This is a genomic window from Pseudomonas sp. TE24901 (assembly GCF_054058375.1).
On record NZ_JBSSAF010000009.1, the window covers coordinates 163,517 to 187,822 of the forward strand.

The 24,306-nt window shown below is 62.4% G+C and carries 22 protein-coding genes; 13 read left to right on the forward strand and 9 right to left on the reverse strand.

Annotation, left to right across the window (positions count from 1 at the left end; genetic code table 11):
• Positions 1 to 70: 70 nt before the first annotated feature.
• A complete protein-coding gene (hrpB, locus tag ACVWVP_RS19265) occupies positions 71 to 2,581 on the reverse strand; it encodes an ATP-dependent helicase HrpB (protein WP_457407597.1) in 2,511 nt (836 codons plus the stop codon).
• A 239-nt stretch (positions 2,582 to 2,820) separates the two neighbouring features.
• On the opposite strand from hrpB, the gene ACVWVP_RS19270 reads away from it, so the two are divergent.
• Both ACVWVP_RS19270 and ACVWVP_RS19275 read left to right on the forward strand, forming a co-directional pair.
• Entirely contained in the window at positions 2,821 to 3,240 is a 420-nt protein-coding gene (locus ACVWVP_RS19270) for a polyribonucleotide nucleotidyltransferase (protein WP_176998507.1), read from the forward strand.
• A gap of 15 nt (positions 3,241 to 3,255) precedes the next feature.
• The gene (locus ACVWVP_RS19275; protein WP_178919429.1) at positions 3,256 to 4,149 is read left to right on the forward strand and encodes a cation diffusion facilitator family transporter; all 894 of its coding nucleotides are present in this window, start codon (positions 3,256 to 3,258) and stop codon (positions 4,147 to 4,149) included.
• On the opposite strand, the gene ACVWVP_RS19280 is transcribed toward ACVWVP_RS19275, so the two are convergent.
• The gene (locus ACVWVP_RS19280; RefSeq protein ID WP_457407598.1) at positions 4,146 to 5,252 is read right to left on the reverse strand and encodes a DUF6515 family protein; all 1,107 of its coding nucleotides are present in this window, start codon (positions 5,250 to 5,252) and stop codon (positions 4,146 to 4,148) included. The two genes, ACVWVP_RS19275 and ACVWVP_RS19280, sit on opposite strands and share 4 nt — an antisense overlap.
• A 432-nt stretch (positions 5,253 to 5,684) precedes the next feature.
• Between ACVWVP_RS19280 and ACVWVP_RS19285 the strand changes: the two genes are divergently transcribed.
• Positions 5,685 to 6,164 (forward strand): Lrp/AsnC family transcriptional regulator, encoded by a 480-nt coding sequence (locus ACVWVP_RS19285; RefSeq protein ID WP_003194418.1) that lies wholly within the window; start codon positions 5,685 to 5,687, stop codon positions 6,162 to 6,164.
• Positions 6,165 to 6,370: 206 nt separating this feature from the next.
• Positions 6,371 to 6,580, forward strand: coding sequence for a DUF2788 domain-containing protein (locus tag ACVWVP_RS19290; RefSeq protein WP_025999909.1), 210 nt, complete (start codon positions 6,371 to 6,373; stop codon positions 6,578 to 6,580).
• On the opposite strand, the gene ACVWVP_RS19295 is transcribed toward ACVWVP_RS19290, so the two are convergent.
• The 4 genes from ACVWVP_RS19295 to ACVWVP_RS19310 all read right to left on the reverse strand — a co-directional run bounded on the left by ACVWVP_RS19295 (position 6,575) and on the right by ACVWVP_RS19310 (position 13,053).
• Positions 6,575 to 7,210, reverse strand: a complete 636-nt coding sequence (locus ACVWVP_RS19295) for a pseudouridine synthase (RefSeq protein WP_256732814.1) — start codon at positions 7,208 to 7,210, stop codon at positions 6,575 to 6,577. The two genes, ACVWVP_RS19290 and ACVWVP_RS19295, sit on opposite strands and share 6 nt — an antisense overlap.
• A gap of 67 nt (positions 7,211 to 7,277) precedes the next feature.
• A complete protein-coding gene (gene amn, locus ACVWVP_RS19300; RefSeq protein ID WP_178919425.1) occupies positions 7,278 to 8,777 on the reverse strand; it encodes an AMP nucleosidase in 1,500 nt (499 codons plus the stop codon).
• Positions 8,778 to 8,935: 158 nt separating this feature from the next.
• A complete protein-coding gene (locus tag ACVWVP_RS19305; RefSeq protein WP_457407600.1) occupies positions 8,936 to 10,585 on the reverse strand; it encodes an acyl-CoA dehydrogenase family protein in 1,650 nt (549 codons plus the stop codon).
• Positions 10,586 to 10,674: 89 nt separating this feature from the next.
• Positions 10,675 to 13,053 carry a hybrid sensor histidine kinase/response regulator gene (locus tag ACVWVP_RS19310; RefSeq protein ID WP_457407602.1) on the reverse strand — a complete coding sequence of 793 codons (2,379 nt, stop codon included), beginning with the start codon at positions 13,051 to 13,053 and terminating at the stop codon, positions 10,675 to 10,677.
• Between the two features lie 286 nt (positions 13,054 to 13,339).
• Here ACVWVP_RS19310 and ACVWVP_RS19315 point away from each other — a divergent pair, with 286 nt between their 5' ends.
• From ACVWVP_RS19315 to ACVWVP_RS19330, 4 genes are all read left to right on the forward strand, one after another.
• Positions 13,340 to 14,137 carry a hydroxymethylpyrimidine/phosphomethylpyrimidine kinase gene (locus ACVWVP_RS19315; RefSeq protein WP_178919419.1) on the forward strand — a complete coding sequence of 266 codons (798 nt, stop codon included), beginning with the start codon at positions 13,340 to 13,342 and terminating at the stop codon, positions 14,135 to 14,137.
• A 19-nt stretch (positions 14,138 to 14,156) separates the two neighbouring features.
• On the forward strand, positions 14,157 to 14,780 hold the full coding sequence (gene thiE / locus ACVWVP_RS19320; RefSeq protein WP_178919417.1) for a thiamine phosphate synthase: 624 nt from the start codon (positions 14,157 to 14,159) through the stop codon (positions 14,778 to 14,780).
• Positions 14,781 to 14,797: 17 nt separating this feature from the next.
• The gene (gene hemL / locus ACVWVP_RS19325) at positions 14,798 to 16,081 is read left to right on the forward strand and encodes a glutamate-1-semialdehyde 2,1-aminomutase (protein WP_178919415.1); all 1,284 of its coding nucleotides are present in this window, start codon (positions 14,798 to 14,800) and stop codon (positions 16,079 to 16,081) included.
• A 224-nt stretch (positions 16,082 to 16,305) separates the two neighbouring features.
• Positions 16,306 to 16,860: a tetratricopeptide repeat protein gene (locus ACVWVP_RS19330; protein WP_176998516.1), complete on the forward strand. Its 555-nt coding sequence runs from the start codon at positions 16,306 to 16,308 to the stop codon at positions 16,858 to 16,860.
• 128 nt (positions 16,861 to 16,988) lie between these two features.
• On the opposite strand, the gene ACVWVP_RS19335 is transcribed toward ACVWVP_RS19330, so the two are convergent.
• Positions 16,989 to 17,315: a DUF1820 family protein gene (locus ACVWVP_RS19335; RefSeq protein WP_003194436.1), complete on the reverse strand. Its 327-nt coding sequence runs from the start codon at positions 17,313 to 17,315 to the stop codon at positions 16,989 to 16,991.
• Positions 17,316 to 17,446: 131 nt separating this feature from the next.
• Here ACVWVP_RS19335 and miaB point away from each other — a divergent pair, with 131 nt between their 5' ends.
• From miaB to lnt, 5 genes are all read left to right on the forward strand, one after another.
• Positions 17,447 to 18,775, forward strand: coding sequence for a tRNA (N6-isopentenyl adenosine(37)-C2)-methylthiotransferase MiaB (gene miaB, locus ACVWVP_RS19340; RefSeq protein ID WP_457407603.1), 1,329 nt, complete (start codon positions 17,447 to 17,449; stop codon positions 18,773 to 18,775).
• Positions 18,776 to 19,027: 252 nt separating this feature from the next.
• On the forward strand, positions 19,028 to 20,032 hold the full coding sequence (locus tag ACVWVP_RS19345) for a PhoH family protein (RefSeq protein ID WP_259175111.1): 1,005 nt from the start codon (positions 19,028 to 19,030) through the stop codon (positions 20,030 to 20,032).
• On the forward strand, positions 20,025 to 20,483 hold the full coding sequence (gene ybeY, locus ACVWVP_RS19350; RefSeq protein WP_178919409.1) for an rRNA maturation RNase YbeY: 459 nt from the start codon (positions 20,025 to 20,027) through the stop codon (positions 20,481 to 20,483). The genes ACVWVP_RS19345 and ybeY overlap by 8 nt, the downstream gene beginning before the upstream one ends.
• 42 nt (positions 20,484 to 20,525) lie before the next feature.
• Entirely contained in the window at positions 20,526 to 21,365 is an 840-nt protein-coding gene (locus ACVWVP_RS19355) for an HlyC/CorC family transporter (RefSeq protein WP_176998520.1), read from the forward strand.
• Positions 21,366 to 21,373: 8 nt separating this feature from the next.
• Entirely contained in the window at positions 21,374 to 22,897 is a 1,524-nt protein-coding gene (gene lnt, locus ACVWVP_RS19360) for an apolipoprotein N-acyltransferase (RefSeq protein WP_457407604.1), read from the forward strand.
• Between the two features lie 121 nt (positions 22,898 to 23,018).
• Here the strand turns inward: lnt and ACVWVP_RS19365 are convergent, their stop codons facing one another.
• Positions 23,019 to 23,780 carry a YdcF family protein gene (locus ACVWVP_RS19365; RefSeq protein WP_259175107.1) on the reverse strand — a complete coding sequence of 254 codons (762 nt, stop codon included), beginning with the start codon at positions 23,778 to 23,780 and terminating at the stop codon, positions 23,019 to 23,021.
• 114 nt (positions 23,781 to 23,894) lie between these two features.
• Positions 23,895 to 24,212 (reverse strand): hypothetical protein, encoded by a 318-nt coding sequence (locus ACVWVP_RS19370; protein WP_178919404.1) that lies wholly within the window; start codon positions 24,210 to 24,212, stop codon positions 23,895 to 23,897.
• Positions 24,213 to 24,306: the final 94 nt, after the last annotated feature.

Consider the following 24,306-nt stretch of genomic DNA (forward strand, 5'->3'; position numbering starts at 1 on the left):
CAGACACAGATGTGTTGTCTGATCCACCGCTTTCGCGAGCAAGCCCGCTCCCACATTTGGATCTTCATCGTTACGGCTTTCTCGGTTTGATCCTGGCGGTGGGCTCGGCAATCAGCGGGTCATCCGGCCAGTAGTGCTTCGGGTACCGCCCCTTCAGGTCCTTCTTCACCTCGGCATAGGTACTGCGCCAGAAGTTCGCCAGGTCCTGGGTCACCTGCACCGGCCGGCGTGCCGGTGAAAGCAGATGCAGCTTCACCGCCTGGCGCCCACCGGCAATGCGCGGAGTGTCGGCCAGCCCGAACAACTCCTGCAGGCGCACCGCCAGAATCGGCGGCTGTTCGCTGTAGTCCAGGCGCACCGAAGACCCGGATGGCACCTTCACATGTTGCGGCGCCAGTTCATCCAGGCGCTGGGGCAGCGGCCAAGGCAGCAGGTTGTGCAGGACACTGGAGATATCCAGGTTGGCGAAATGGCTCAGGCGCGAGACCTTGCCGAGGTACGGCATCAGCCAATGCTCCAGGCTGGCCAGCAAGGCGCTGTCACTGAGGTCGGGCCATTCGCTGGTTTTTCCGGCGTCCAGTTGCCGCAAGAGCATGACGCGGGCCTGCCATTGGCGCAGCTCGGGCGTCCACGGCAGCAGCTCCAGGCCTTTGCGGCGCACCAGGTTGACCAGCGCCTGGCTGCGCGCGGCTTCATCGAGCCCCGTGAGCGGCTCGCGACTAAGCACCAGTTCGCCGACTTTGCGCTGGCGCTCGGCACGCAGCACGCCTTCGCGCTCGTCCCAATCCAATTGGTCGACCGTGCGCACTTGCTCGGCAAGCACCGTGTCGAACAGCGCGGGGTCGAAATCCGCCGCCAGGTAGATGCGCTCTTCGCGCTGGCCCTGACGGCTGCCGAGGTCGGCGATCACCAGCCAGGCTTGTTTCATCAAACTGTCGGCCTCGGCGAACAGCGCAGCACGGCCATTGGCCAGGCGGTATTCGGCACCACCCGGGCGACGTTGTTGGGCGACGCGGTCCGGGTAAGCCAACGCCAGCAAGGCGCCGAGCCAACGCGGGTGGTCGGGGTCGGCCACGGCTTGCGTGGCCTGGCCTCTTAAATAGCCACGGTATTGCCGCGCCAGTTGCTTGGCGCGCTGCACGCCACCTTGAGCACCCCGCGCGCGTTCTTCGCCCGACAGCAGTGCCAGACGGCTGTGCAAATCCGCGCCACCACCGCGCAAGATATCGCGCTCACCCAACAAGGCCGCGACATCACAGGCCGTCGCCGCCAGCCCCAGGTCCTGCCCGCGCAGCAGCAGATGGGCGATGCGCGGATGGGCCGGCAGCTCGGCCATTTTTTGGCCGTGGGCGGTCAGCTTGTCTTCATTCAAGGCGCCGAGGCGCACCAGCAAGTCCTGGGCCTGGGCATAAGCCGCGGCCGGGGGCACATCCAGCCACACCAGTTGAGCGGGCGTGACGCCCCAACGCGCCAACTGCAAGGCCAAGCCGGCCAGGTCAGCGGCGAGGATTTCCGCGCTGCTGTAGGCGGCCAGACCTTCGTGCTGGTCCTCGGACCACAACCGGTAACACACCCCCGGCTCCAACCGCCCTGCCCGGCCGGCTCGCTGGGTGGCGCTGGCGCGGGAGATGCGCTGGGTGTCGAGGCGGGTCATGCCGCTGCCCGGGTCGAAGCGCGGCACCCGCGCCAGCCCGGCGTCGATCACCACGCGCACGCCGTTGATGGTGAGGCTGGTCTCGGCAATGTTGGTGGCCAGCACCACTTTGCGTTTGCCCGCAGGCGCCGGGTCGATGGCGGCGCGCTGGGCGTTGAGGTCGAGTTCACCGTGCAGTGGGCACAGGAGCACATCCGGGCGATCACCCAAAGCGTCGGCCAGTTGCTGATTGACCCGGCGAATCTCCGCCTGGCCCGGCAGGAACACCAGAATGCTGCCGGTCTCATCGTGCACAGCCTCAAGAATGGTCTGCACCACACGCGGCTCGATGAATTCACCCGCCTGGTACGGCCGCCCCCAGCGCATCTGCACCGGGAACATGCGCCCTTCGCTGCGCAGGATCGGCGCGTTGTCCAGCAGGCCAGCCAGGCGCTCGCCTTCGAGGGTGGCGGACATCAACAGGATTTTCAGCGGCTGCTCATCGCGAAACAGGTCGCGGCCGTTGAGGCTCAAGGCCAGCGCCAGGTCGGCGTCGAGGCTGCGCTCGTGGAATTCGTCGAAGATCAGCAACCCCACGCCCTCCAGCGCCGGGTCGTCCTGCAGGCGGCGGGTGAGGATGCCTTCGGTGACCACTTCGATGCGGGTGTGGGGGCCGACTTTGCTGTCCAGGCGAATGCGATAGCCGACAGTTTCGCCAACCTTTTCGCCCAGCTCACTGGCCAGGCGTTCGGCGGCAGCACGCGCAGCCAGGCGGCGGGGTTCGAGCATCAGGATGGTCTGCCCGGCCAGCCAGGGCTCGTTCAACAATGCCAAGGGCACGCGGGTGGTTTTACCGGCGCCGGGGGGCGCTTCCAGCACGGCCTCATGGCGATTCGCCAAGGCGTCACGCAGGGCGGGTAAAACATCATCGATCGGCAACGAATTCATACTGGCTCCAAAGCAGAGCGGCGAGTATAACGGCGAACTGCCGGATGCCGATGGTGGTCTCACACGCACCACCCGACTGACTTGGCAACACGGTTAAATGTGGGAGCGGGCTTGCTCGCGAATGCGGTGTATCAGTCGCATATTCATCAACTGACAGACCGCATTCGCGAGCAAGCCCGCTCCCACATTGGATCTTCGTCGCTTATAGTCCCGTATTAATTGTGTTCAGGAGATAGTCCATGCGTATCGCTTCCCGCATCATCGGCGGTGTCCTCACCGTCACCTTGCTGAGCCAGTTGACGGCCTGCGGCTCAATCTTCTTCCCCGACCGCCGTGGCCAGATCGACGGCAAGATCGACCCCACCGTGGCCGTGCTCGACGCCATTGGCTTGCTGTTCTATGTGATCCCGGGCCTGATCGCGTTTGGCGTGGACTTCGCCACCGGCGCCATCTATTTCGAGCCGGGCAAGACCGCCCAGGTGGCCCCGGAAAAACTCCACGAAGCCATCGGCGCCGACGGCAAGGTCGACAACGCCAAGCTGCAAACCATCATCCAGAAAGAAACCGGCCACCGCCTGCCGCTGGACGACCCGCGCATGATCCAGTTCAAGGGCAGCGTGCAACAACTCGCCTCCCTGGGCCTGAAACCCGCCGCCTAAGGATTCGACCCGCCTATGACCAGCAGCCCCGAACACGCCCGGCTTTTGCGCCTGGCGACGCGCGCCTCGGTGGGCGTGGCCTGTGCACTGATTATCACCAAGGCCATCGCCTGGTGGCTCAGCGGCTCGGTGAGCATGCTCGCCGGGTTGACCGACTCACTGCTGGACGGCGTAACTTCGCTGCTGAATTTGCTGGCGGTGCACTACGCACTACGCCCGGCCGATGACGATCACCGTTATGGGCACGGCAAGGCGGAATCGTTGTCGGGCATGGCCCAGGCGCTGTTTATCGCCGGCAGTGCGGTGCTGATCGCGTTCCAGGCTTATCAACGCCTGCAACACCCAGAACCGGTCGGTGCGCCGTGGTTGAGCATCGGGGTAATCGTGTTTTCCCTGGTGATGACCGTGGCGTTGCTGATGCTGCAACACCGGGTGATCCGCGAAACCGGCTCCAACGCGGTGCGGGCTGACTCGCTGCATTACCGCTCCGACCTGATGCTCAACGGTAGCATCCTGGTAGCGTTGGTACTGGCGGGGTTCGGGTTCAATCAGGTGGATGCCTGGTTCGGCCTCGGGATCGCGGCCTACATCTTGTGGAGTGCCATCCAGATCGCCCGGGAAAGCTTCGCGGTGCTGATGGATGAGGAGCTGCCGCCTGATGTGAGCCAGCATATGCTGGAACTGGCCCGTGGCGTTCCGGGGGTGTTGGGTGCGCATGATTTGCGCACGCGGATTTCCGGCAGCCATTGGTTTGTGCAGCTGCACCTGGAGTTGCCAGGGGAATTGACGCTATCAGTGGCCCATGGCATCAGCGACCAGGCCGCCGATGCCATTCACCAAGCCTACCCGCGCGCCGAAGTGCTGGTGCACGCCGACCCGCGGGAAGTGGTCACGGGCAACAAGGCCTAGTACTGCACCTGGTAACCACGACTGCTCAGGCAGTTGCCCTGGGCCTGGCGGTAGGTTTGCACCACCGCGGGGTCCGGGGCGTAGGTGACGGCCTGCGGGTCGAACCCACTTTGCTGCACCGCCCAGCGATAACAGTCGTAACCGTCCTGTTGTACCTGGGCCGGTGACTGGCCATTGGCGGGATAGGCGATCACGTCATAGCCATTGCCCTGGGGCGCCGGCGGCTGTGCAGGCGGTTGCACTACCACGTACTGCTGGGAGCTGGCTTCGTAGGTGTAATAAGCACCGGCGGCGACGAAGAACAGCGCACTGCCCACCCACACTTCCCGAGCGTAGTCCGGCAGGTATTGCACGCGAATGCCGTAAGGCGGCGTCACCACCACATAACGTGGGCCTTGGGGGCGATACCAGTAGCCGCCGGAGAAGAAGTAATCCTGGCCACGGTACGGCACGCGGTAGTTGCGGTCGGTAAAGCGGTCGACAGTGTACCCCGGGCGATACTGCGGCCCCGGGCCCCAGCCATTGCCGTGCCCATTCGGGCGGCCCGGCCAGCGAATGTCATTGGGGTGGCCATTGAAGCCGCCGCCCGGGCGCGGGCCTGGGGCGTTGCCGCCTTGCCAATGCGGGTTGCCGTCGTTGCGGCGCGGGATGTCCTGGTAGTAACCCTGGCGCGGCTCCTGGGTTTGGCGCACGGTATCCGGGCGTCCCTGGATCGGCAGGTTGTTGGCCGGCTGGGCCGGTTGCGGCGCAGGCCGAGGCTGATCAGCACCTTGTGGGCGCCCTTGCCATTGCCCGCCGCCACGCTGCTCGCCACGATCGAAGTGCTCGTTCTGCGGGCGTGGCGGGTTGTTTTCGAAATGTTGATTCTGCGGACGCGGCTGATTGTTTTCGGGCCGCTGTTGAGGGCTCTGAGGGCGCGGCTGATTATTTTCAGGTCGCGGTTGGTTGTTCTGCGGTCGCGGCTGTTCGTTGCCTTGCCGCCCGCCTTCGGGCCCTCGTTCATGCTGACCACCGCCTTCTGAGCGTGGGTCGTCGGCCATCACTTGCGTGCCGACGCTGATCATCAGCAAACCTACACCTGCCATACGCCAGATGCGCTTCATGCTATTCCTCACTGCGGATTAGGGCCTAGAGTGTCCGGCCTCATACCATGAGACTGGAAAAGCCTCACCCGGTTCTAAGACAGGTTATCAGTCACGAGAACAATTTTCTGAAGGCAAAGAAAAAGGGGTGACCCGTCGGCCACCCCTTGAGAATTTCGTCCTGGCTCAACGCTTTTGACGTTGGCTCACCTCACGCCGTCTTCTGGACAGTGTGCAGCCTGGAGGCCGGCTCAACCCTGCTGGGGTGGCGGCCGCAGCGGGCCTGATTGGGCGGGCTGCAGTGGACTGTTGTCCAGGCGGTGATTCTGTTGATAAAGATACCCGCGAGCGCCCGGCAGATGATTGCGAAGATTGCGTCAATAAACAGTGCTTGCGCAATTTTTAACCCTTCATAGATAATTCATCGCAATAGTTACGACAAAGGCCAACCCAATGAGCAAGCTTGACCGATACGACCTGAGTATTTTGGCGGAATTGCAGCGCGACGCGAGGATCTCCAACCAGGAGTTGGCCGAGCGTATCGGCCTGTCGCCATCGCCCTGCTCGCGCCGGGTCAAGCAGTTGGAAGACGACGGCTATATCGCCCGCCAGGTCGCGCTGCTCGACCGCAAGATGCTCGGCTTGAGCCTCACGGCCTATGTGCTGATCGGCATGGACCGGCATACACCGGAGCGTTTCGAGAACTTCGAAGCCGCCATCCGCACCCTGCCCCAGGTGCTGGAATGCAGTTTGGTCACCGGGATGGATGCCGACTACCAGTTGAAAGTGGTGGTGCCGGACATGGACCACTATCAAAAGCTGCTGCTGGGCCACCTGACCCGCATCGAAGGCGTGACCAGCGTGCGCTCCAGCTTTGTGCTGAACCAGGTGCTCAACAGCACCGAATTGCCGCTGACCCACCTGCGCACTTAATGTAAGAACAATGAAAATCCCTTGTGGGAGCGGGCTTGCTCGCGAAAGCGGCCGGTCAGTTGATGCATAGGTGACTGATACACCGCCTTCGCGAGCAAGCCCGCTCCCACAACTGGAACTCACTTCGATCCAGGTCAATGTTGTGCCTGTAACACTGCCGTATACTTTCCCGCCTGCCTCGTCGGAAAAATTCCCGCATGAACAACATCGATCCCGCCCTGTTTGAAGAATGGATGATGACCGGCCTGGTCACTATCCTGATCATTTTCATGGGCTTTATCGTCTGGGACCTGGCCAAGAAGTCCAAAGCCGGGCGCTTCGGCTCGTTCATTCTGTTCTTCGTGCTGGGGCTGGGCGTGGCCGCCTTCATCATCAAGAGCGTGGTGATCGGCCTGATCGAGTCCGGCGCTTTATAAGCGCGCCGGCACTTCCTTCCACTGGCCCTGGTCCAGGCCGTCGATCGACCAGTCGCCAATGCGCACACGCACCAGGCGCAACGTCGGCAAGCCCACGGCAGCGGTCATGCGCCGAACCTGGCGGTTGCGCCCTTCCCGAATCACCAGTTCCAACCAATGAGTGGGCACGCTCTTGCGAAAGCGCACCGGCGGGTTGCGCGGCCATAACTCGGGCTCATCCAGTTGCCGCGCTTCGGCGGGCAAGGTCATGCCGTCGTTGAGTTCCACACCGTCGCGCAGGCGTTGCAGGTGCTCTTGCGTCGGCTCGCCTTCCACCTGCACCCAGTAGGTTTTCGCCAGCTTGTGCTTGGGATCGGCAATGCGCGCCTGCAGTTGGCCATCGTTGGTCAGCAGCAGCAAGCCTTCGCTGTCGCGGTCCAGGCGACCGGCCGGGTAGATGCCGGGGATGTCGATGAAGTCCTTGAGTGTGGCGCGGCCGCCTTCGTCGCTGAACTGGGTCAGCACGTCGAACGGCTTGTTGAACAGGATCAATTTGGGCTCGGCCGGTGGCGCCTTGGCAACACGGCGTGCAGCGGAGTGCGGAGGTTTCACGCCAGGGCGGCGCGAATCGGGACGAGTGGGACGGGACATGGCTTCGGTACATCTAACGGTCAGGACCGACAATGCTAGTGGCCTGACCGTTAAATGACCATCCCAACTAGCGGAACGGCGGCTCGTCGAAGCTGCGCAGTTTGCGCGAGTGCAGCGAGTTGAGTTCGGTGCGCAGCAAATCCACCGCCTCGATGCCGATCTTCAAGTGCTGGCTCACCGCACGCTCATAGAACGCGTTGGCCGAACCCGGCAGCTTGATCTCGCTGTGCAGCGGCTTGTCCGACACGCACAACAACGTGCCGTACGGCACCCGCAGGCGATAGCCCTGGGCGGCGATGGTGCCGCTTTCCATGTCCACGGCCACAGCACGCGACAGGTTGATCAGCGGCCGCTCCTGGGCCCAGCGCAGCTCCCAGTTGCGGTCGTCATAGGTCAACACGGTGCCGGTGCGCAGGCGTTTTTTCAGCTCTTCGCCTTTTTCGCCGGTGACGTTGGCCGCCGCCTGCTGCAAGGCCAGTTGCACTTCGGCCAGGGCCGGGATCGGGATGTTCGGTGGCACCACGCGGTCGAGAATCCCGTCGCGGCGCATGTAGGCGTGGGCCAACACGTAGTCGCCGATGGTCTGGGATTGGCGCAGGCCGCCGCAGTGGCCGATCATCAGCCAGCAATGCGGACGCAGCACCGCCAGGTGGTCGGTGATGTTCTTGGCGTTGGACGGGCCAACGCCGATGTTCACCAGGGTCACACCATGGCCATCGCTGGCCTGCAGGTGGTAGGCCGGCATCTGGTAACGGTGCCAGACCACGCCCGCGGCGATGGCAGACGCTTCGCCATGGTCCATGGACTTGTCGATCACCACGTTGCCCGGCAGCACCATGCGGATAAAGCGCGGGTCACTGCGCAGTTGTTCCAGGCCATGCAGGATGAACTGGTCAACGTAGCGGTGGTAGTTGGTCAGCAGGATCCACGGCTGCACATGGCGCCAGTCGCTGCCGGTGTAGTGCACCAGGCGGCGCAGGGAGAAGTCCACGCGGGCCGCATCAAACAATGCCAGAGGCAGCGGGTCGGTATTTTCCCAATCGTAGAGGCCGTCGGCGATGCCATCGGTGGCCGCCGACAGGTCGGTGCTCGGGAATACCCGGGCCAGGGTCGCGGCGGTTACACCGGAACCGGCCAGCTCGTCGCCCTGCTCCACCACGTACGGGTAGGGAATGTTCTGCTGGCTGACGCCCACTTCCACCGTCACGGTGAAGTCGTGCATCAGCGGCACCAGTTGCTCCAGCAAGTATTTACGGAACGCGCCGGGATGGGTGACGGTGACGCTGTAGGTCCCCGGCAACTGGACCTTGGCATACGCCCGGGTCGTCTGTGGGACTTCGCCGTGGCAGTGGTAGGTCAGGCGCAGTTCGGGGTAGCGAAACAGCGCACGTTGTTCGGCGTCGGGCTCGACGCGGTCTTTGAGGTATCGCTTGAGGGCTTGGTTAAGCGCGCCGGTAGCACGCTCATGCAGAGCCGCCAGCCGATCCACGGCTTCCTCGGCGGTTTGAACGACAACAAAAGCTTCGGTCACGGTAAGCATCCTGTGTTCTGACGTGCAGGCCTTCATCTTGCCTGTATCCCAGCTTCACTGAAACACCGGGTTTGGAATGCGGTTAATAATGTGGGAGCGGGCTTGCTCGCGAATGCGGCCTGTCAGTTGATGAATAGGTGACTGACACAACGCATTCGCGAGCAAGCCCGCTCCCACATTTTAATCGAGTGTAGTCAGAGGGTTGGCGTCGAACGAGCAACAATAGCCCCCACATCCACACCACGCAGCAACGTACCGTATACCCGACCGGACGATTCGCCCAGGCGGCTGGCGATAAAGCCATCGCTGACTGCCGTATTCCCGGCCTCCAGCAGCAGCTTGGCCTGCAGCGCCATGGCGATGTCCTCGGTCAATTGCCGTGCGCGGTATTGAATGTCCTGGGTGTCCATGAAGGCCGCTTTCAACCGATCAATATGCCGCACCAATGATTTGTCGCCATGCCCATCCCCCAGCTCGACGAACAACGCTTCCAACACACCGGGTTCTTTCGACAGCGCGCGCAGTACATCCAGGCACTGCACGTTGCCCGAACCTTCCCAGGTCGAATTCACCGGTGCCTCACGGTAGAGGCGCGGCAGGATGCTGTCTTCCACATAGCCTGCTCCCCCCATGCATTCGGCTGCTTCGTTGATCATCGCCGGCGCCCGCTTGCAGATCCAATACTTGCCCACCGCCGTCACCAACCGGGCGAACTTGGCTTCCCTCTCATCGCCCAGATGATCCAGCGCGCGCCCCATGCGCATGCTCAAGGCCAGGGCGGCCTCGCTTTCCAGGGCCAGGTCGGCCAGCACGTTTTGCATCAGCGGTTGCTCGCTGAGCACACGGCCGCCGACCGAACGGTGGGCGCAATGATGGCTGGCCTGGGTGAGCGCCTGACGCATCAGGGCGCTGGAGCCGACCATGCAATCAAAGCGGGTCATGGCAACCATTTCGATGATGGTGGGCACGCCACGCCCCTCTTCGCCGACCATCCAGGCCAGGGCACCACGGAACTCCACTTCGCTGGAAGCATTGGAGCAGTTGCCCAGCTTGTTCTTCAGGCGCTGGATGTAAAACTCGTTGCGCGTGTCATCCGGGCGGTGCCGGGGCAGCAGGAAACAGGTCAGGCCTTTGTCGGTCTGGGCCAGGGTCAGGAAGGCATCGCACATCGGCGCCGAGCAAAACCACTTGTGGCCCACCAGTTCGTAGGCCTGCCCGGGGCCGCCCGCGCCCACGGGGTAAGCGCGGGTGGTGTTGGCACGCACATCGGTGCCGCCTTGTTTCTCGGTCATGGCCATGCCAATGGTGGCGCCGGCCTTGTGGGCAATGCCGACGTTGCGCGGGTCGTACTGGGTGTTGAGGATTTTCGGCAGCCAGGCCTGCGCCAGGTCCGGTTGCAGACGCAGAGCAGGGACACAGGCAAAGGTCATGGTCAGCGGGCAACCGGTGCCGGCTTCCGCCTGGCTGTGCAGGTAGGTCATGGCGGCGCGGGCCACATGGGCACCGGACTGCGGATGGGCCCACGGCAGCGACGGCAGGCCATGCTCCACCGCCGTGCGCATCAGTTCATGGTAAGCGGGATGAAACTCGACCAGATCGATCCGATGACCATATCGGTCATGGCTGTTGAACACCGGTTTGTTCTGGTTCGCCAGGAACCCGGCCTCCATCAGCGGCCCGCCGGCCAGCGCACCGTAGGCGTCTATACGCGCCTCGGCCCAGCCGGCGCCAAAGCGGCGCGACCATTCCTGCAGGGGCAAGTCGATGCGATACAGGTTGGTGCCGTCGAGCGACGGGGGCTGGTTGGTGACGTCGTGGGTTTCGGCAAATTGATGCAGGTTCATGACGGGCCTCCTGGAAAAAGGCCACGTGCAATTGAGGCCTGAATTTCAGTTAAGCACCGTCGCCCCGCTTAAAAAAGTGTCATATACGCCTAATGCCCGGCGCTTTCACCCTCTAAAGGGCACAGCAAACGGCGCTCCAGCACCGCCTGCAACGCCTCGAATCGTACCGGCTTGGCCAGTCGATCAGTCACGCCAATGCCATGGCAGCGCTCGCGTTCCGGGGCTTGTAACGAGGTGCTCAAGGCGATCACCGGCAGCTCGCCACAGCCCGGCAAGGCGCGGATCTGACAACACAGCGAGAACCCGCCTTCAGGCACATCCAGCAGCACTGCATCAAAGGTTTCACCCTGCAAAACCGCCAGCGCAGCCGGGCCGCTGTCCACGGTTTTGACCCGATAGCCCAGCTTGAGCAGCATGCCGCGCACGGCCAACTGGCCCACGCTGTTGTCATCCACCAGCAGTACCGCACACTCTTGGGGCGCACGCTGACCGAAAGGCTCCGGCCCGGTGGGCTTGGGCTCGGGCGCGACCTGCTCGACGCTCACTTCCAACTGGAACCGACTGCCCTTGCGCGGCTCGGAATGATGGGTCAGGCGCCCGCCCAACAGCTCGATCAACTGACGACAGATTGCCAAGCCGATCCCCAGGCCGCCGTATTCCCGGGTGGTCGAGCCGTCAAGCTGGAAGAAGCGCTGGTACAGGGTGGCTTCGTCGAGGAAAGCAAAGCCGATACCGGTATCGGTGACGATAAAGCTCAGGCGCAAGCTGCCATCACTGTGGGGCACGCCCACCACACGCAGGCGCACGACACCTTCATGGGTGAACTTGAAGGCGTTGTCCAGCAGGCAGTCCAGGCACTGGACCAATTTGTCGGCATCGCCCATCACGCGGTCGGGCAGCTCGTCGGCCACATCAATGGAAAACGCCAGGCCCTTGCTCTGGGCGCTGGCGTTGAACTGCTGGCGCAAGGTGTCGAGCACACCGCGCAGGCTGAACACTTGGGCCTGGGCGGTGAGGCGGCCGGCCTGCAGTTCGGTGAGGGTGAGGATGCCGTTGACCATGCGCATCATGTCCCGCGCCGAACCGGCAGCCGTTTGCTGATATTGCGCAAGGTCATCGCCCAGGGGCACGGTCTGCATCAGTTCGAGGGAGCCAATCACGCCGTTCATGGGCGTGCGCAGTTCGTGGGTCAGGGTGGCCAGGAATTCGTCCTTGAGCCGGTTGCTGCGGGCCAGTTCCTGGTTAAGCACTTCGAGCTTCTGGCTGGCATCGAAGAGGATCTGCGCCTGCTGCTCGCGCATGCCGTTGATGCGGTCGGCCAATGCCAGGGACAGCAGCGCCACTTCGATGGCCGAGCCGATCTGGCTGGCGTACATGGTGAGGAACACGTTGGGCAGGTAGCCCAACACCATCATCGTGTTAACCACGCCACCCAGCAGGAAGGCCGACCAGGCAATGATGAAGTAGCGCGCCATGCGCTGGCCACAGCACCAGGCCTTGATCGCGGCGACAAAGATGGTCACGGTGAACACCAGCGCCAAGCCGGTGGCCAGGCGCAGCGCCACGGCATAACTGGTCAGCAGCGCCAGGGCCATCACCAGCCCGCCACAGACGGCCAGCCCCAGCAGGATGCGATCCAGCCAACGGCTGTGCTGCGCGGTGTGCAGGAAGCTGCGCGCAAACAGGCTGCCAAACAGCGCCGCCGAACCGATCAGGAACGGCACCGCCGCGTTCGTCCACCACGGGTTGTTCGGCCAGAAGTACTCCACGGCCACGCCATTGACCGACAACTGGTACAGGCCGAACGACGCAATGTAGAAGATGTAATAAAGGTAGCTGGTGTCGCGCACGCTCAGGTAGATGAACAGGTTGTAGATCAACATGCCGAGCAGCACGCCATAGATCGCCCCCAGCACATACAGGCGCAGCGGCTGTTCTTCCAAGTAAGCGGTGCCGGCCCAGAGCGTCAACGGTGCCTGGATCGAGCCTTCGCTTTGCAGGCGCAGGTAGACCGTTTCCTGCTGGTCGGGCACGAAGTTGAGCTTGAACAGGTAATTGCTCTGACGCACTTCGCGGCTGGAGAACGGCAGCGCGCTGCCGGTGCGAGTGGTGAGGCGGTACTTGCCAGTGCCGTCGGCCTGGTACAGGTCCAGGCGATTGAGTGGCGGGTAGGCCAGCTCCAGGAACCAAGTGCGCGGGGCGCGGGCATCCTGGGCAACGTAATGCAGGTCGACCTTGAGCCAGAACACCGAGCGCGAATAGCCGGCGTTGAGAGTGGCTTTGTCGTGGGTCTTGAATTTCGAAGCGTAGGCAGGGGAACTGACGTCGGCGATGGTGAGGGCATCGGTAGGGTCTTCGAGCACTTGCATGACCCGGCCCAGCGGCAGGCTGCGAGTGGCCTGGTCGAACTCGATGGCGCTGGCGAGCATCGGCAGCCCGCACAAGATTAAGATCAGCAAATAGCGCATAGAGCCCCAGCGTGGCCTGTCCGGTTCTGTCAAAAGCCCCCATTCCTTTTGAGAAGACGTATACCGGCGATACAGTAAGTTGTTTGGATCCACTTTAGCATAGCCGGTAAAGGCCATTAGACACCATTGAAATAATTTTTTGAAAGGCTCTAGAACGGTACTTTCAGCGCATTTTCAACAACAAACCCTGGCTGGCAAACAGCCATAAACCCCGTCTGGCAGGCCGTGAAATTCACCCCTCGCCAGACAGCCACGCAAAAAGCGTTTGGTGGTAAGCTCGCGCACCATGAATATCTACAGCTCTCGCCCCGTTGTCCTCTGTCTCTCCGGCCACGACCCCAGTGGTGGCGCCGGCTTGCAGGCAGATATCGAAGCCCTGCTCGCCCAGGGTTGCCATGCGGCTCCGGCCGTCACCGCCCTGACCGTGCAGAACACCGTCAATGTCAGCGATTTCCGCGTGCTCGACCGCGAGTGGGTACTGGCCCAGGCCAATGCCGTGCTCAGCGATTCCGAAGTGGCGGCGGTCAAGCTGGGCATGCTCGGCTCCACGGCGATGGTCGACACCGTGGTCGAACTGCTGCAGGCGCACCCGCACCTGCCCGTGGTATGCGACCCGGTGCTGCGCGCCGGTGGCGGTGGCAGCCTGGGCAAGGACGAAGTCGGTTATGCAATGCGCGAGCGGCTGTTGCCCTTGTCGTTGATTGCCACGCCGAACCTGCCCGAAGCGCGCATCCTCGCCGAGCTGCCAGACGGCACGGCCGATGAATGCGCCGAGAAGCTGCTGCCGTATATCAAGCACCTGCTGATCACCGGCGGCCACGGCGACGAGCACGAAGTGCACAACCGCCTCTACAGCCGCGACGGCACGCACCAGACCTTTACCTGCCAGCGCCTGCCGGGCAGCTACCATGGTTCGGGCTGCACACTGGCCAGCGCATTGGCCGGGCGGATTGCCCAGGGCGAAGGCCTGGTGAGCGCCGTGCAATCGGCCCTCAACTACACTTGGCGCACCCTGCGTGATGCCGAACAACTCGGCCAGGGCCAGTTCGTGCCGCGCCGCTTGCCGCTGGATTTCTGCTCGTAAGACTTAAGAGGCCTGCCCGATGAAACTACGTGGCCTGTATGCCATTACCGACAGCCAACTGTTGGCCGGCAAATTCCTCGCCTACGTCGAAGCGGCGTTGGACGGCGGCGTGACCCTGTTGCAGTACCGCGACAAAAGCAACGACGAAGCCCGTCGCCTGCGTGAGGCGGAAAAACTGCGAGAGCTGTGCTCACGCTACAAGACCCAGCTGATCATCAACGACGACGCCGAACTGGCCGCGCGCCTGGGCGTCGGCGTACACCTGGGGCAAACCGACGGCCCGCTGACCCCGGCGCGCGCGCTGCTCGGCTCCAAGGCGATCATCGGCTCCACCTGCCACAGCCAGATCGAACTGGCCGAGCAGGCCGCCCGGGAAGGCGCCAGCTACGTCGCCTTTGGCCGCTTCTTCAATTCCAGTACCAAGCCCGGCGCACCTGCCGCTACCGTTGAAATGCTCGCCCAGGCCCGCGCCCGCGTGCAATTGCCGATCTGCGTGATCGGCGGCGTGACCCTGGAAAACGCCGAGCCGCTGGTGGCCCACGGTGCCGACCTGCTCGCCGTGGTGCACGGCCTGTTCGGTGCCGACAGCACTGCGGAAGTTACCCGCCGCGCCCGTGCGTTCAACGCCCTTCTTAAGATTTGATTTCAGAGAGCCCGATCATGTCCCGTTCCGAAACGCTGTTTGCCAATGCCCAGAAACACATCCCCGGCGGTGTGAACTCCCCCGTGCGTGCGTTCAAGAGCGTCGGCGGCACGCCGCTGTTCTTCAAGCATGCCGAAGGCGCCTACGTCACCGACGAAGACGACAAACGTTATGTGGACTACGTGGGCTCCTGGGGCCCGATGATTCTCGGCCACAGCCACCCGGACGTGCTCGACGCGGTGCGCAAGCAACTGGAACACGGCTTGTCCTACGGCGCACCGACCGCCATGGAAACCGAGATGGCTGACCTGGTCTGCTCGATCGTGCCGTCGATGGAAATGGTGCGCATGGTCAGCTCCGGCACCGAAGCCACCATGAGCGCCATCCGCCTGGCCCGTGGTTTTACCGGCCGCGACAGCATCATCAAGTTCGAAGGCTGCTACCACGGCCACTCCGACAGCCTGCTCGTCAAGGCCGGCTCGGGCCTGCTGACCCAGGGCGTGCCTAGCTCGGCCGGTGTGCCGGCCGCGTTTGCCAAACACACCCTGACCCTGCCGTTCAACGACATTGGCGCCGTCGAGCAGATGCTCAACGAAGTGGGCCAGGACGTGGCGTGCATCATCGTCGAGCCGGTCGCCGGCAACATGAACTGCGTGCCACCGGCACCGGGCTTCCTGGAAGGTTTGCGCGAGCAGTGCGACAAGCACGGCGTGGTGTTGATTTTCGATGAAGTGATGACCGGTTTCCGCGTGGCCCTCGGCGGCGCGCAGGCCTATTACGGCGTGACGCCCGACCTTAGCACCTTCGGCAAGATCATCGGTGGCGGCATGCCAGTGGGCTGCTTCGGCGGCAAACGCAACATCATGCAGCACATCGCGCCACTGGGCCCGGTGTACCAGGCGGGCACCCTGTCGGGTAACCCGCTGGCCATGGCCGCCGGCCTGACCACCTTGCGCCTGATCAGCCGCCCGGGCTTCCACGCCGAGCTGACCGACTACACCACCCGCCTGCTCGACGGCCTGCAACAGCGTGCCGACGCGGCGGGCATTCCGTTTGTCACCACCCAGGCGGGCGGCATGTTCGGCCTTTACTTCAGTGGCGCCGACGACATCGTCACCTTCGATGACGTGATGGGCAGCGATGCCGACCTGTTCAAGCGCTTCTTCCACCTGATGCTCGAAGGCGGCGTGTACCTGGCGCCGAGTGCCTTTGAGGCCGGGTTCACCTCCATCGCCCATGGCGAAGCCGAGTTGAAGTTGACCCTGGACGCTGCCGAGCGCGCCTTCGCGGCCCTGAAATAAGTGACGCAAAAACCTGGCGCTGCCCCTGGCGGCGTCAGATTTGCTACTTTGCTTACAGAGATTTCCTGCATTTTTCGAGAAATCACCTGCAATCCGGCAGATAACTTGCCCACGCAGCAGAAAAACGAGTAAAGACTTTGTAAGCAGGGGCCTGCTTATTTCATAATGCGCGCTTATTGGACCCCCGAGGGTCCGCGTGCCCCGTCAGAGGTAAGTCGATTCCCATGAAACGCACCGGCCGCACCCTGGTTCTGGGCTGCCTGTTGCTCCTTCAGCCGCTGCTGGCACATGCACAAGCAGGCGGCAACTCGTTGTTAATCCCAGCGATGGGTCGTTGCACCCTCAATACCCAGCCAGACAGCCAGGCCGAAGCCCTGAGCGCGTGCCAGAAACAGGCCGATGGCGGGGATGCGCAGGCGCAATACGAGTTGGGCGAGTACTACCACGACAGCAAGAACCCCGCCCGCGACCTCAACAAAGCCTTGAGCTATTTCGAGAAAGCCTCGTTGCAGGGCCATGCGCAGGCACAATTTGAGCTGGGCAACATGTTCTTCAAGGGCGAAGGCGTGCCAGCCAACAACGTCCAGGCCTATATCGTGCTGAAGATGGCCGCGGTCAACGGCGCTGAAGACGCGCTGGACACTGCCGACGAAGTCGCCGAGCACATGCAGCGCGATGAACTGGAAGTGGCCACCCAGGTGCTGGGCCAGATTTTCCGTAACTACCTGCAGGAATTGCAGAGTGCCGATGGGCGTTCGCCCTTCTCACCCCTTCCCTGATTTGAGCTAAACCCTTCTACCGCTATCGCGGGCAAGCCCGGCTCCCACATTGAACGCATTCCAAAAGTGAAACTCGGTCAAATGTGGGAGCTGGCTTGCCTGCGAAGGTCGCGCCGCGATTAAAAGCCTTACTTCTCGGGCATTGGCATCGGGAAAGGCATCACATTGCTGGTGCCCCGGGCCTCGCTGATCTTCGGCGTGCCCAGGCGCTCCACCTCATCGATGCGCACGATCGAATGCATCGGCACAAAGCTGCGCACCACGCCTTCAAACTGCGCCTTGAGCTTCTCTTCGCCCGGATCAACGACCAATTGGGTGCGCTCGCCAAAGACGAACTCTTCCACCTCCAGGAAACCCCACAGATCACTCTGATAGATCTGCTTGGCGTACATTTCGAACACCTGGCCCTGGTTGAGGAAAATCACCTTGTAGATTGGAGCTTCACGTTTGGTCATGGTGGGCGGATAACACATCGGGGATATAAAAGAGGGCGCGAACTATAGCATGGCACCCGATGCACAACGCTAGGAACCAATGGGCATGCCCCCTATAATGCGCGGTTCTTTACCACCAGTTGACGATTCCCATGGCCAAGAAGCTTTACATCGAAACCCACGGTTGCCAGATGAACGAGTACGACAGCTCGCGCATGGTCGATCTGCTGGGCGAACACCAGGCCCTGGAAGTCACCGCCCGCGCCGAAGATGCCGACGTGATCCTGCTCAATACCTGCTCGATCCGCGAACGGGCCCAGGACCGTGTGTACTCCCAGCTGGGCCGCTGGCGTGAATTGAAACTGGCCAACCCGGACATGGTGATCGCCGTCGGCGGTTGCGTGGCCAGCCAGGAAGGCGCCGCCATCCGCGACCGCGCGCCTTATGTCGACGTGGTCTTCGGCCCGCAGACCCTGCACCGCCTGCCGGAATTGATCGACGCCGCACGCATCAGCAAGTTGCCGCAGGTGGACGTGTCGTTCCCCGAAATCGAAAAATTCGACCATCTGCCCGAGCCGCGCATCGACGGCCCGAGCGCCTACGTGTCGGTGATGGAAGGTTGCAGCAAGTACTGCACCTTCTGCGTGGTGCCCTACACCCGTGGCGAAGAAGTCAGCCGTCCATTTGACGACGTGCTGTCGGAAATCATCCACTTGGCCGAAAACGGGGTGCGTGAAGTGACCCTGCTGGGCCAGAACGTCAACGGCTACCGCGGCCTGACCGACGACGGGCGCCTGGCCGACCTGGCGGAGCTGATCCGCGTGGTGGCGGCCGTGGACGGTATCGAGCGCATCCGCTACACCACTTCGCACCCGCTGGAGTTCTCCGACAGCCTGATCCAGGCCCACGCCGAAGTGCCAGAGCTGGTCAAACACCTGCATTTGCCGGTGCAATCGGGCTCGGACCGCATCCTGGCGGCGATGAAGCGCAACCACACGGCGCTGGAGTACAAATCCAAACTGCGCAAACTGCGCGCCGCCGTGCCGGGTATCTGCATCAGCTCGGACTTTATCGTCGGCTTCCCGGGTGAAACCGAGAAAGACTTCGAGCAGACCATGAAGCTGATCGAAGACGTCGGTTTCGACTTCTCCTATTCCTTTGTCTACAGCCAGCGCCCGGGCACGCCTGCGGCCGATTTGGTGGACGAGACCCCGGAAGCGCTGAAAAAAGAGCGCCTGAATGCGCTGCAGCACCGCCTGAACCAGCAAGGGTTCGAGATCAGCCGACAAATGGTCGGGTCGATCCAGCGCATCCTGGTCACCGACTATTCGAAAAAGGACCCGGGCGAGCTGCAAGGCCGCACCGAGAACAACCGAATCGTCAACTTCCGCTGCGACAATCCAACCTTGATCGGCCAGTTTGCGGATGTGCACATTGATGCGGCGCAACCGCACTCGTTGCGCGGCTCACTGATCAACTGACACAAACACTCTGACTACAAATGAAGATCAAATGTGGGAGCTGGCTTGTCGGGTCGCCGCATCGCTGCGATAGCGATGTAACAGCCAGCCTCTATTTTGGATGTGCTGGCCTCATCGCAGGCAAGCCAGCTCCCACAGGGGTTCTTCATTGTTACTGAGATCGAGGTCAGCCGATTTAAGTGCTTTCGCACACAAGCAGCTGGCGTTATTCTCTCTTTCACCTCAACAGCCAAAGGGCGGCTAAAAGCAACCTTGAACGCACCCATAGCAGAACCCCATCGTTTTCTCCTCGAGCCGTTTGAGGCTCGCCGTTTCGCCAATCTGTGCGGACAGTTCGACGAGCACCTGCGTCTGATCGAACAACGCCTGGGCATCGAGATCCGCAACCGCGGCAATCAGTTCGAGCTCATCGGCGAACCCCAGCCCACCCAATCGGCAGAAAACCTGCTGCGCCGTCTCTACCGCGAAACCAAGGGCAGTGAACTGTCGCCGGAAATCGTGCACCTGTACTTGCAGGAATCAGCTGTGGAAGACCTGGCCAACAACCCGGTGGCCGAAGCCAGCGTGGCCCTGCGAACCAAGAAAGGCATGATTCGCCCAAAGGGCTTGAATCAGCAGAAGTACGTCAAGGCAATCCTGGGCAACGACATCAATTTCGGCATCGGCCCCGCCGGTACCGGCAAGACCTACCTGGCCGTGGCCTGTGCAGTGGATGCCCTTGAGCGCGAGCAAGTGCGCCGCATCCTGCTGGTGCGTCCGGCGGTCGAAGCGGGCGAAAAGCTCGGTTTCCTGCCCGGCGACCTGGCCCAGAAGATCGACCCGTACCTGCGCCCGCTCTACGACGCGCTGTACGAGATGCTTGGCTTTGAATACGTGGCCAAGCTGATCGAGCGCCAGGTGATCGAGATCGCCCCGCTGGCCTATATGCGCGGCCGCACCTTGAGCAACAGTTTCATCATCCTCGACGAAAGCCAGAACACCACGGTCGAGCAGATGAAGATGTTCCTGACCCGCATCGGCTTCGGCTCCACGGCCATTATCACCGGCGACATTACCCAGGTTGACCTGCCCAGGGGCACCAAATCGGGCCTGGGCCATGTGATTGAAGTGCTCAAGGACGTACCGGGCATCAGTTTCACGCACTTCTCGCCCAAGGACGTCGTGCGCCACCCGCTGGTGCAGCGCATTGTCGAGGCCTACGAGCGCTTCGAGCACCGCGACGACGCCCCCGCCAAGGATGTGCGCCACGATGCTTGAGCTTGACCTGCAAGTCGCCACCGAAGCGCCCGCCCCCAGCGAAGAACAGTTCCGCCAGTGGTGCGCCCTGGCCTTGCGCCAGCGCACCGCCGACTCGGAACTGACCATTCGCCTGGTGGACGAGCCCGAAGGCCGTGAACTGAATCACACCTGGCGCCAGAAGGACTACGCGACCAACGTGCTGTCCTTCCCCGCCGACGTACCGGATGAGTTACTGGATATCCCGCTGCTGGGCGACCTGGTGATCTGCGTACCGGTGGTGGAGCGTGAAGCAAAGGAACAAGGCAAGGAACTTGAGGCCCACTGGGCCCACCTGGTCATCCACGGCTGCTTGCATCTCTTGGGTTACGACCATATAGACGATGACGAAGCCTTGGAAATGGAAACACTGGAACAAACGTTGCTTGCAGAATTGGGTCATCCGGACCCGTATGCGGACGACGAAGCTTAAAAAACACTCAACTGTAACAATAAAGGATTCAGAGTAATCGCTATGAGCGAAGACCGATCGAGCAACGGGCAGAAGTCATGGCTGGGTAAATTGACCCAGGCTTTTGCCCACGAGCCGAAAAACCGCCAGGAGCTGCTGGAGCTGCTGCGCGAGGCCCATCAGAACAAGTTGCTGGACAGCGAAGCGCTGGCCATCGTCGAGGGCGCCATCCAGGTGGCTGACCTGCAGGTTCGGGACATCATGGTCCCGCGCTCGCAGATGATCAGCATCAAGGCGAACCAGACCCCACGGGAATTCCTCCCGGCCGTGATCGACTCGGCGCACTCGCGCTACCCGGTGATCGGCGAAAGCCATGACGACGTCATGGGTGTCCTGCTGGCCAAGGACCTGTTGCCGCTGATCCTCAAGGAGAACGGCGACAACTTCAACATCAAGGACCTGCTGCGTCCGGCCACCTTCGTACCTGAATCCAAGCGCCTGAACGTGTTGCTGCGTGAGTTCCGCGCCAACCACAATCACATGGCCATTGTGATCGACGAATACGGCGGCGTAGCCGGCCTGGTCACCATCGAAGACGTGTTGGAACAGATCGTCGGCGACATCGAAGACGAGCACGACGTCGAAGAGGACAGCTACATCAAGCCGCTGCCCAGCGGTGATTTCCTGGTGAAGGCGCTGACGCCGATCGAGAACTTCAACGAATTCTTCGACAGCGAATTCTCCGACGATGAGTTCGACACCGTGGGCGGCCTGGTGATGAGTGCGTTCGGCCACCTGCCAAAACGTAACGAAACCACCGAGATCGGCGCGTATCGCTTCCGCATCCTGAATGCCGATAGCCGTCGTATCCACTTGATCCGATTGACCCCTATTGCCCGCTAAGGAATGACATGCAGCGCCTAACCCGCCCCGGCTGGCCCGGTAATTTGCTGGCCGTGGTGGCCGGCGCCATCACCACCCTGGCGCTGGCGCCGTTCGATCTATGGCCGTTTGCGCTGGTGGCGGTCGGCCTGTTCTATGTCGGATTGCGGGAGCTGAGCCCACGCCAGGCCCTGGGCCGTGGCTGGTGCTTCGGTTTCGGCCTGTTTGGCGCCGGCACCAGCTGGATCTACTACAGCATCCATCACTTCGGCGGCGCTTCGGTGTTGCTGGCCGGTTTCCTGATGCTGCTGTTTACCGCCGCGATCGCCTGGTTCTTCGCCCTGCCCGCCTGGCTGTGGGCGCGCTGGCTGCGTCGCAATGAGGCGCCGCTGGCCGATGCCTTGACCTTCGCCGCGCTGTGGGTGGGCCAGGAAGCGTTTCGCGGCTGGTTCCTCACCGGTTTCCCCTGGCTGTACTCCGGTTACAGCCAGCTCGATGGCCCTCTCACCGGCCTCGCGCCGCTGGGCGGGATGTGGCTGATCTCATTTGCGCTGGCACTGACCGCCGCCGTGCTGTGCAACCTGCCGCGCCTGCTGGCAAGCAAACGCAACGGTTTTATCGGCGCCGGCCTGGTGCTGTTGGTAGCGCCATGGGCCATTGGCCTAGCGCTCAAGCATCACGCCTGGACCACACCGTCCGGCGCGCCGCTGAGCGTTGCCGCTATCCAGGGCAACGTCGAACAAAGCATGAAGTGGGACCCGGAACAGCTCAACGCGCAGTTGGCGCTGTACCGCGACATGAGCTTCAGCTCCAAGCGTGCCGACCTGCTGGTGTGGCCGGAAACCGCCGTGCCAGTGCTCAAGGAATCGGTGGAAGGCTACCTGGGCATGATGGGCAAGTTTGCCGCCGACCGGCATAGTGCGCTGATCACCGGCGTGCCGATTCGCCAGGAAGTGCACCACCAGAAGCGCTACTTCAACGGCATTACCGTGGTGGGCGAAGGCGACGGCACCTACCTCAAACAGAAACTGGTGCCATTCGGTGAGTACGTCCCTCTGCAAGACATGCTGCGCGGCTTGATCGCCTTTTTTGACCTGCCGATGTCGGACTTCGCTCGCGGCCCGTCCGACCAGGCGATGCTGCAGGCCAAGGGCTATCAGATTGCGCCGTTCATTTGTTATGAAGTGGTGTACCCGGAATTCGCCGCCGGCCTCTCTGCCCAGAGCGACTTGCTGCTGACCATCAGCAACGACACCTGGTTCGGCCGCTCCATCGGCCCGTTGCAGCACCTGCAAATGGCGCAGATGCGCGCACTGGAAGCCGGGCGCTGGATGATCCGCGCCACCAACAACGGCGTGACAGGCCTGATCAACCCCTTCGGGCAGATTACCGCGCAGATCCCGCAGTTCGAACGCGGCATTCTGTATGGCGAAGTGGTGCCGATGCACAACCTCACGCCATACCTGCAATGGCGCTCGTGGCCGCTGATCATCCTGTGCCTGGGGCTGTTTGGCTGGGCGTTGCTGGCAAGCCGGATGTCAAAAACGGTTTAAAGCACAGCAAAAAACAATGTGGGAGCGGGCTTGCTCGCGAATGCGGTGGATCAGTCGACATCTGTAGAGACTGACACCCCGCATTCGCGAGCAAGCCCGCTCCCACATTTACCCTACGGTGTTACTTATAGAACAACCGGTACCCCACCTGCCCCACCGCCTCATTGATCAACTGCCCACTGCGCCACACCGACACGAACTCCGGCATCCAACCGCCCAGTGGACGGGCGTTGTCCACGCCCAGGAAACCTACCGGCGCTGGCACCACCGTGAAGCCCGCCTTTTCAAAGCTCCACACCGAACGCGGCATATGCCACGCCTGGGTCACCACCACCACGCGCTTGATGCCCTGGGGTAATAGAATCTCGGCGCTCATCTGCGCGTTTTCCCAGGTGGTGCGGCTGCGCTCTTCCTTCCAGCGCACGTCTACACCGAAATCATCCTTCATCGACACCGCCATCAATTCGGCCTCGCTCGGCGGCGTGCCGTAGTGCAAGCCACCGGTGGTCAGCACCGGCAACCCGGAAGCCTTGGCCAATCGCGCAGCATAACGCTGGCGCTCCAAGCCGATACCGGTGGGCTGGTCACTGCCCCACGCCGGGTCGCCACGCTCACGCCCCGACCCCAGCACCACAATCGCATCCGCTCGCTGGGCCAGCGTTGCCCACTCATCCCGGGCCAGCGGCGGCTCGGTCTCCAGCGCGTGCGCGCCCCATTGCACCACCACCGGCAGGCTCATCAACCACATTCCGCCAAACCCCACGGCAAAGCAGAATCCCGCCAGGCGCGGCCGGCGCTTTCTGCACCACCAGGCGAACGCCAGCAACAGCAAGAAAATGCCGGGCGGCAAGAGCAATTGTTTAATGAAATAACGAATAGGCATCGGGCATCTCCATAGATGCCCGAAGCCTAGATGCAACAGGGTTTAGCGACAATCTTTACCCACACACTTTCTGCGCCGGTACACACTGAGAAGGCTAACGGATGACGCCGTGTTTCACTTGCACCGAACGGCTCGACGCTTTTCCGGGCCGCGGCCGGCGGACAAGTCCTTCAGCCAGATCACCTTGGCCGAACGCGAGGGCTCTTGGGCAGGCGGGGAAGCCTGCGCAGGAGAGGCGCGGTGGTGATTCAATTCCAGGTAAACCTTGATCAGTTCAAGTTCTGCCTGGCTCAAGCCTCGCAACTCCAGCTCCAGAGGCCGCTCATCACGCAAACGGCCTGCGGTTCTTGCGGCATCCAATGCCCGACCCAAACGGTCGATCAGTCCTTCATACAACTGCGGTTTCGTTAAAGTTCGCTGCGATTCAACCATCCCCTCACCTCATTGAAGAAATACTTGCTCCCCACTCAACAGCGTAGTCCCCATGGCCGCGCATGCCTGGCGCCGCGACAGACGGCCCTGGCTG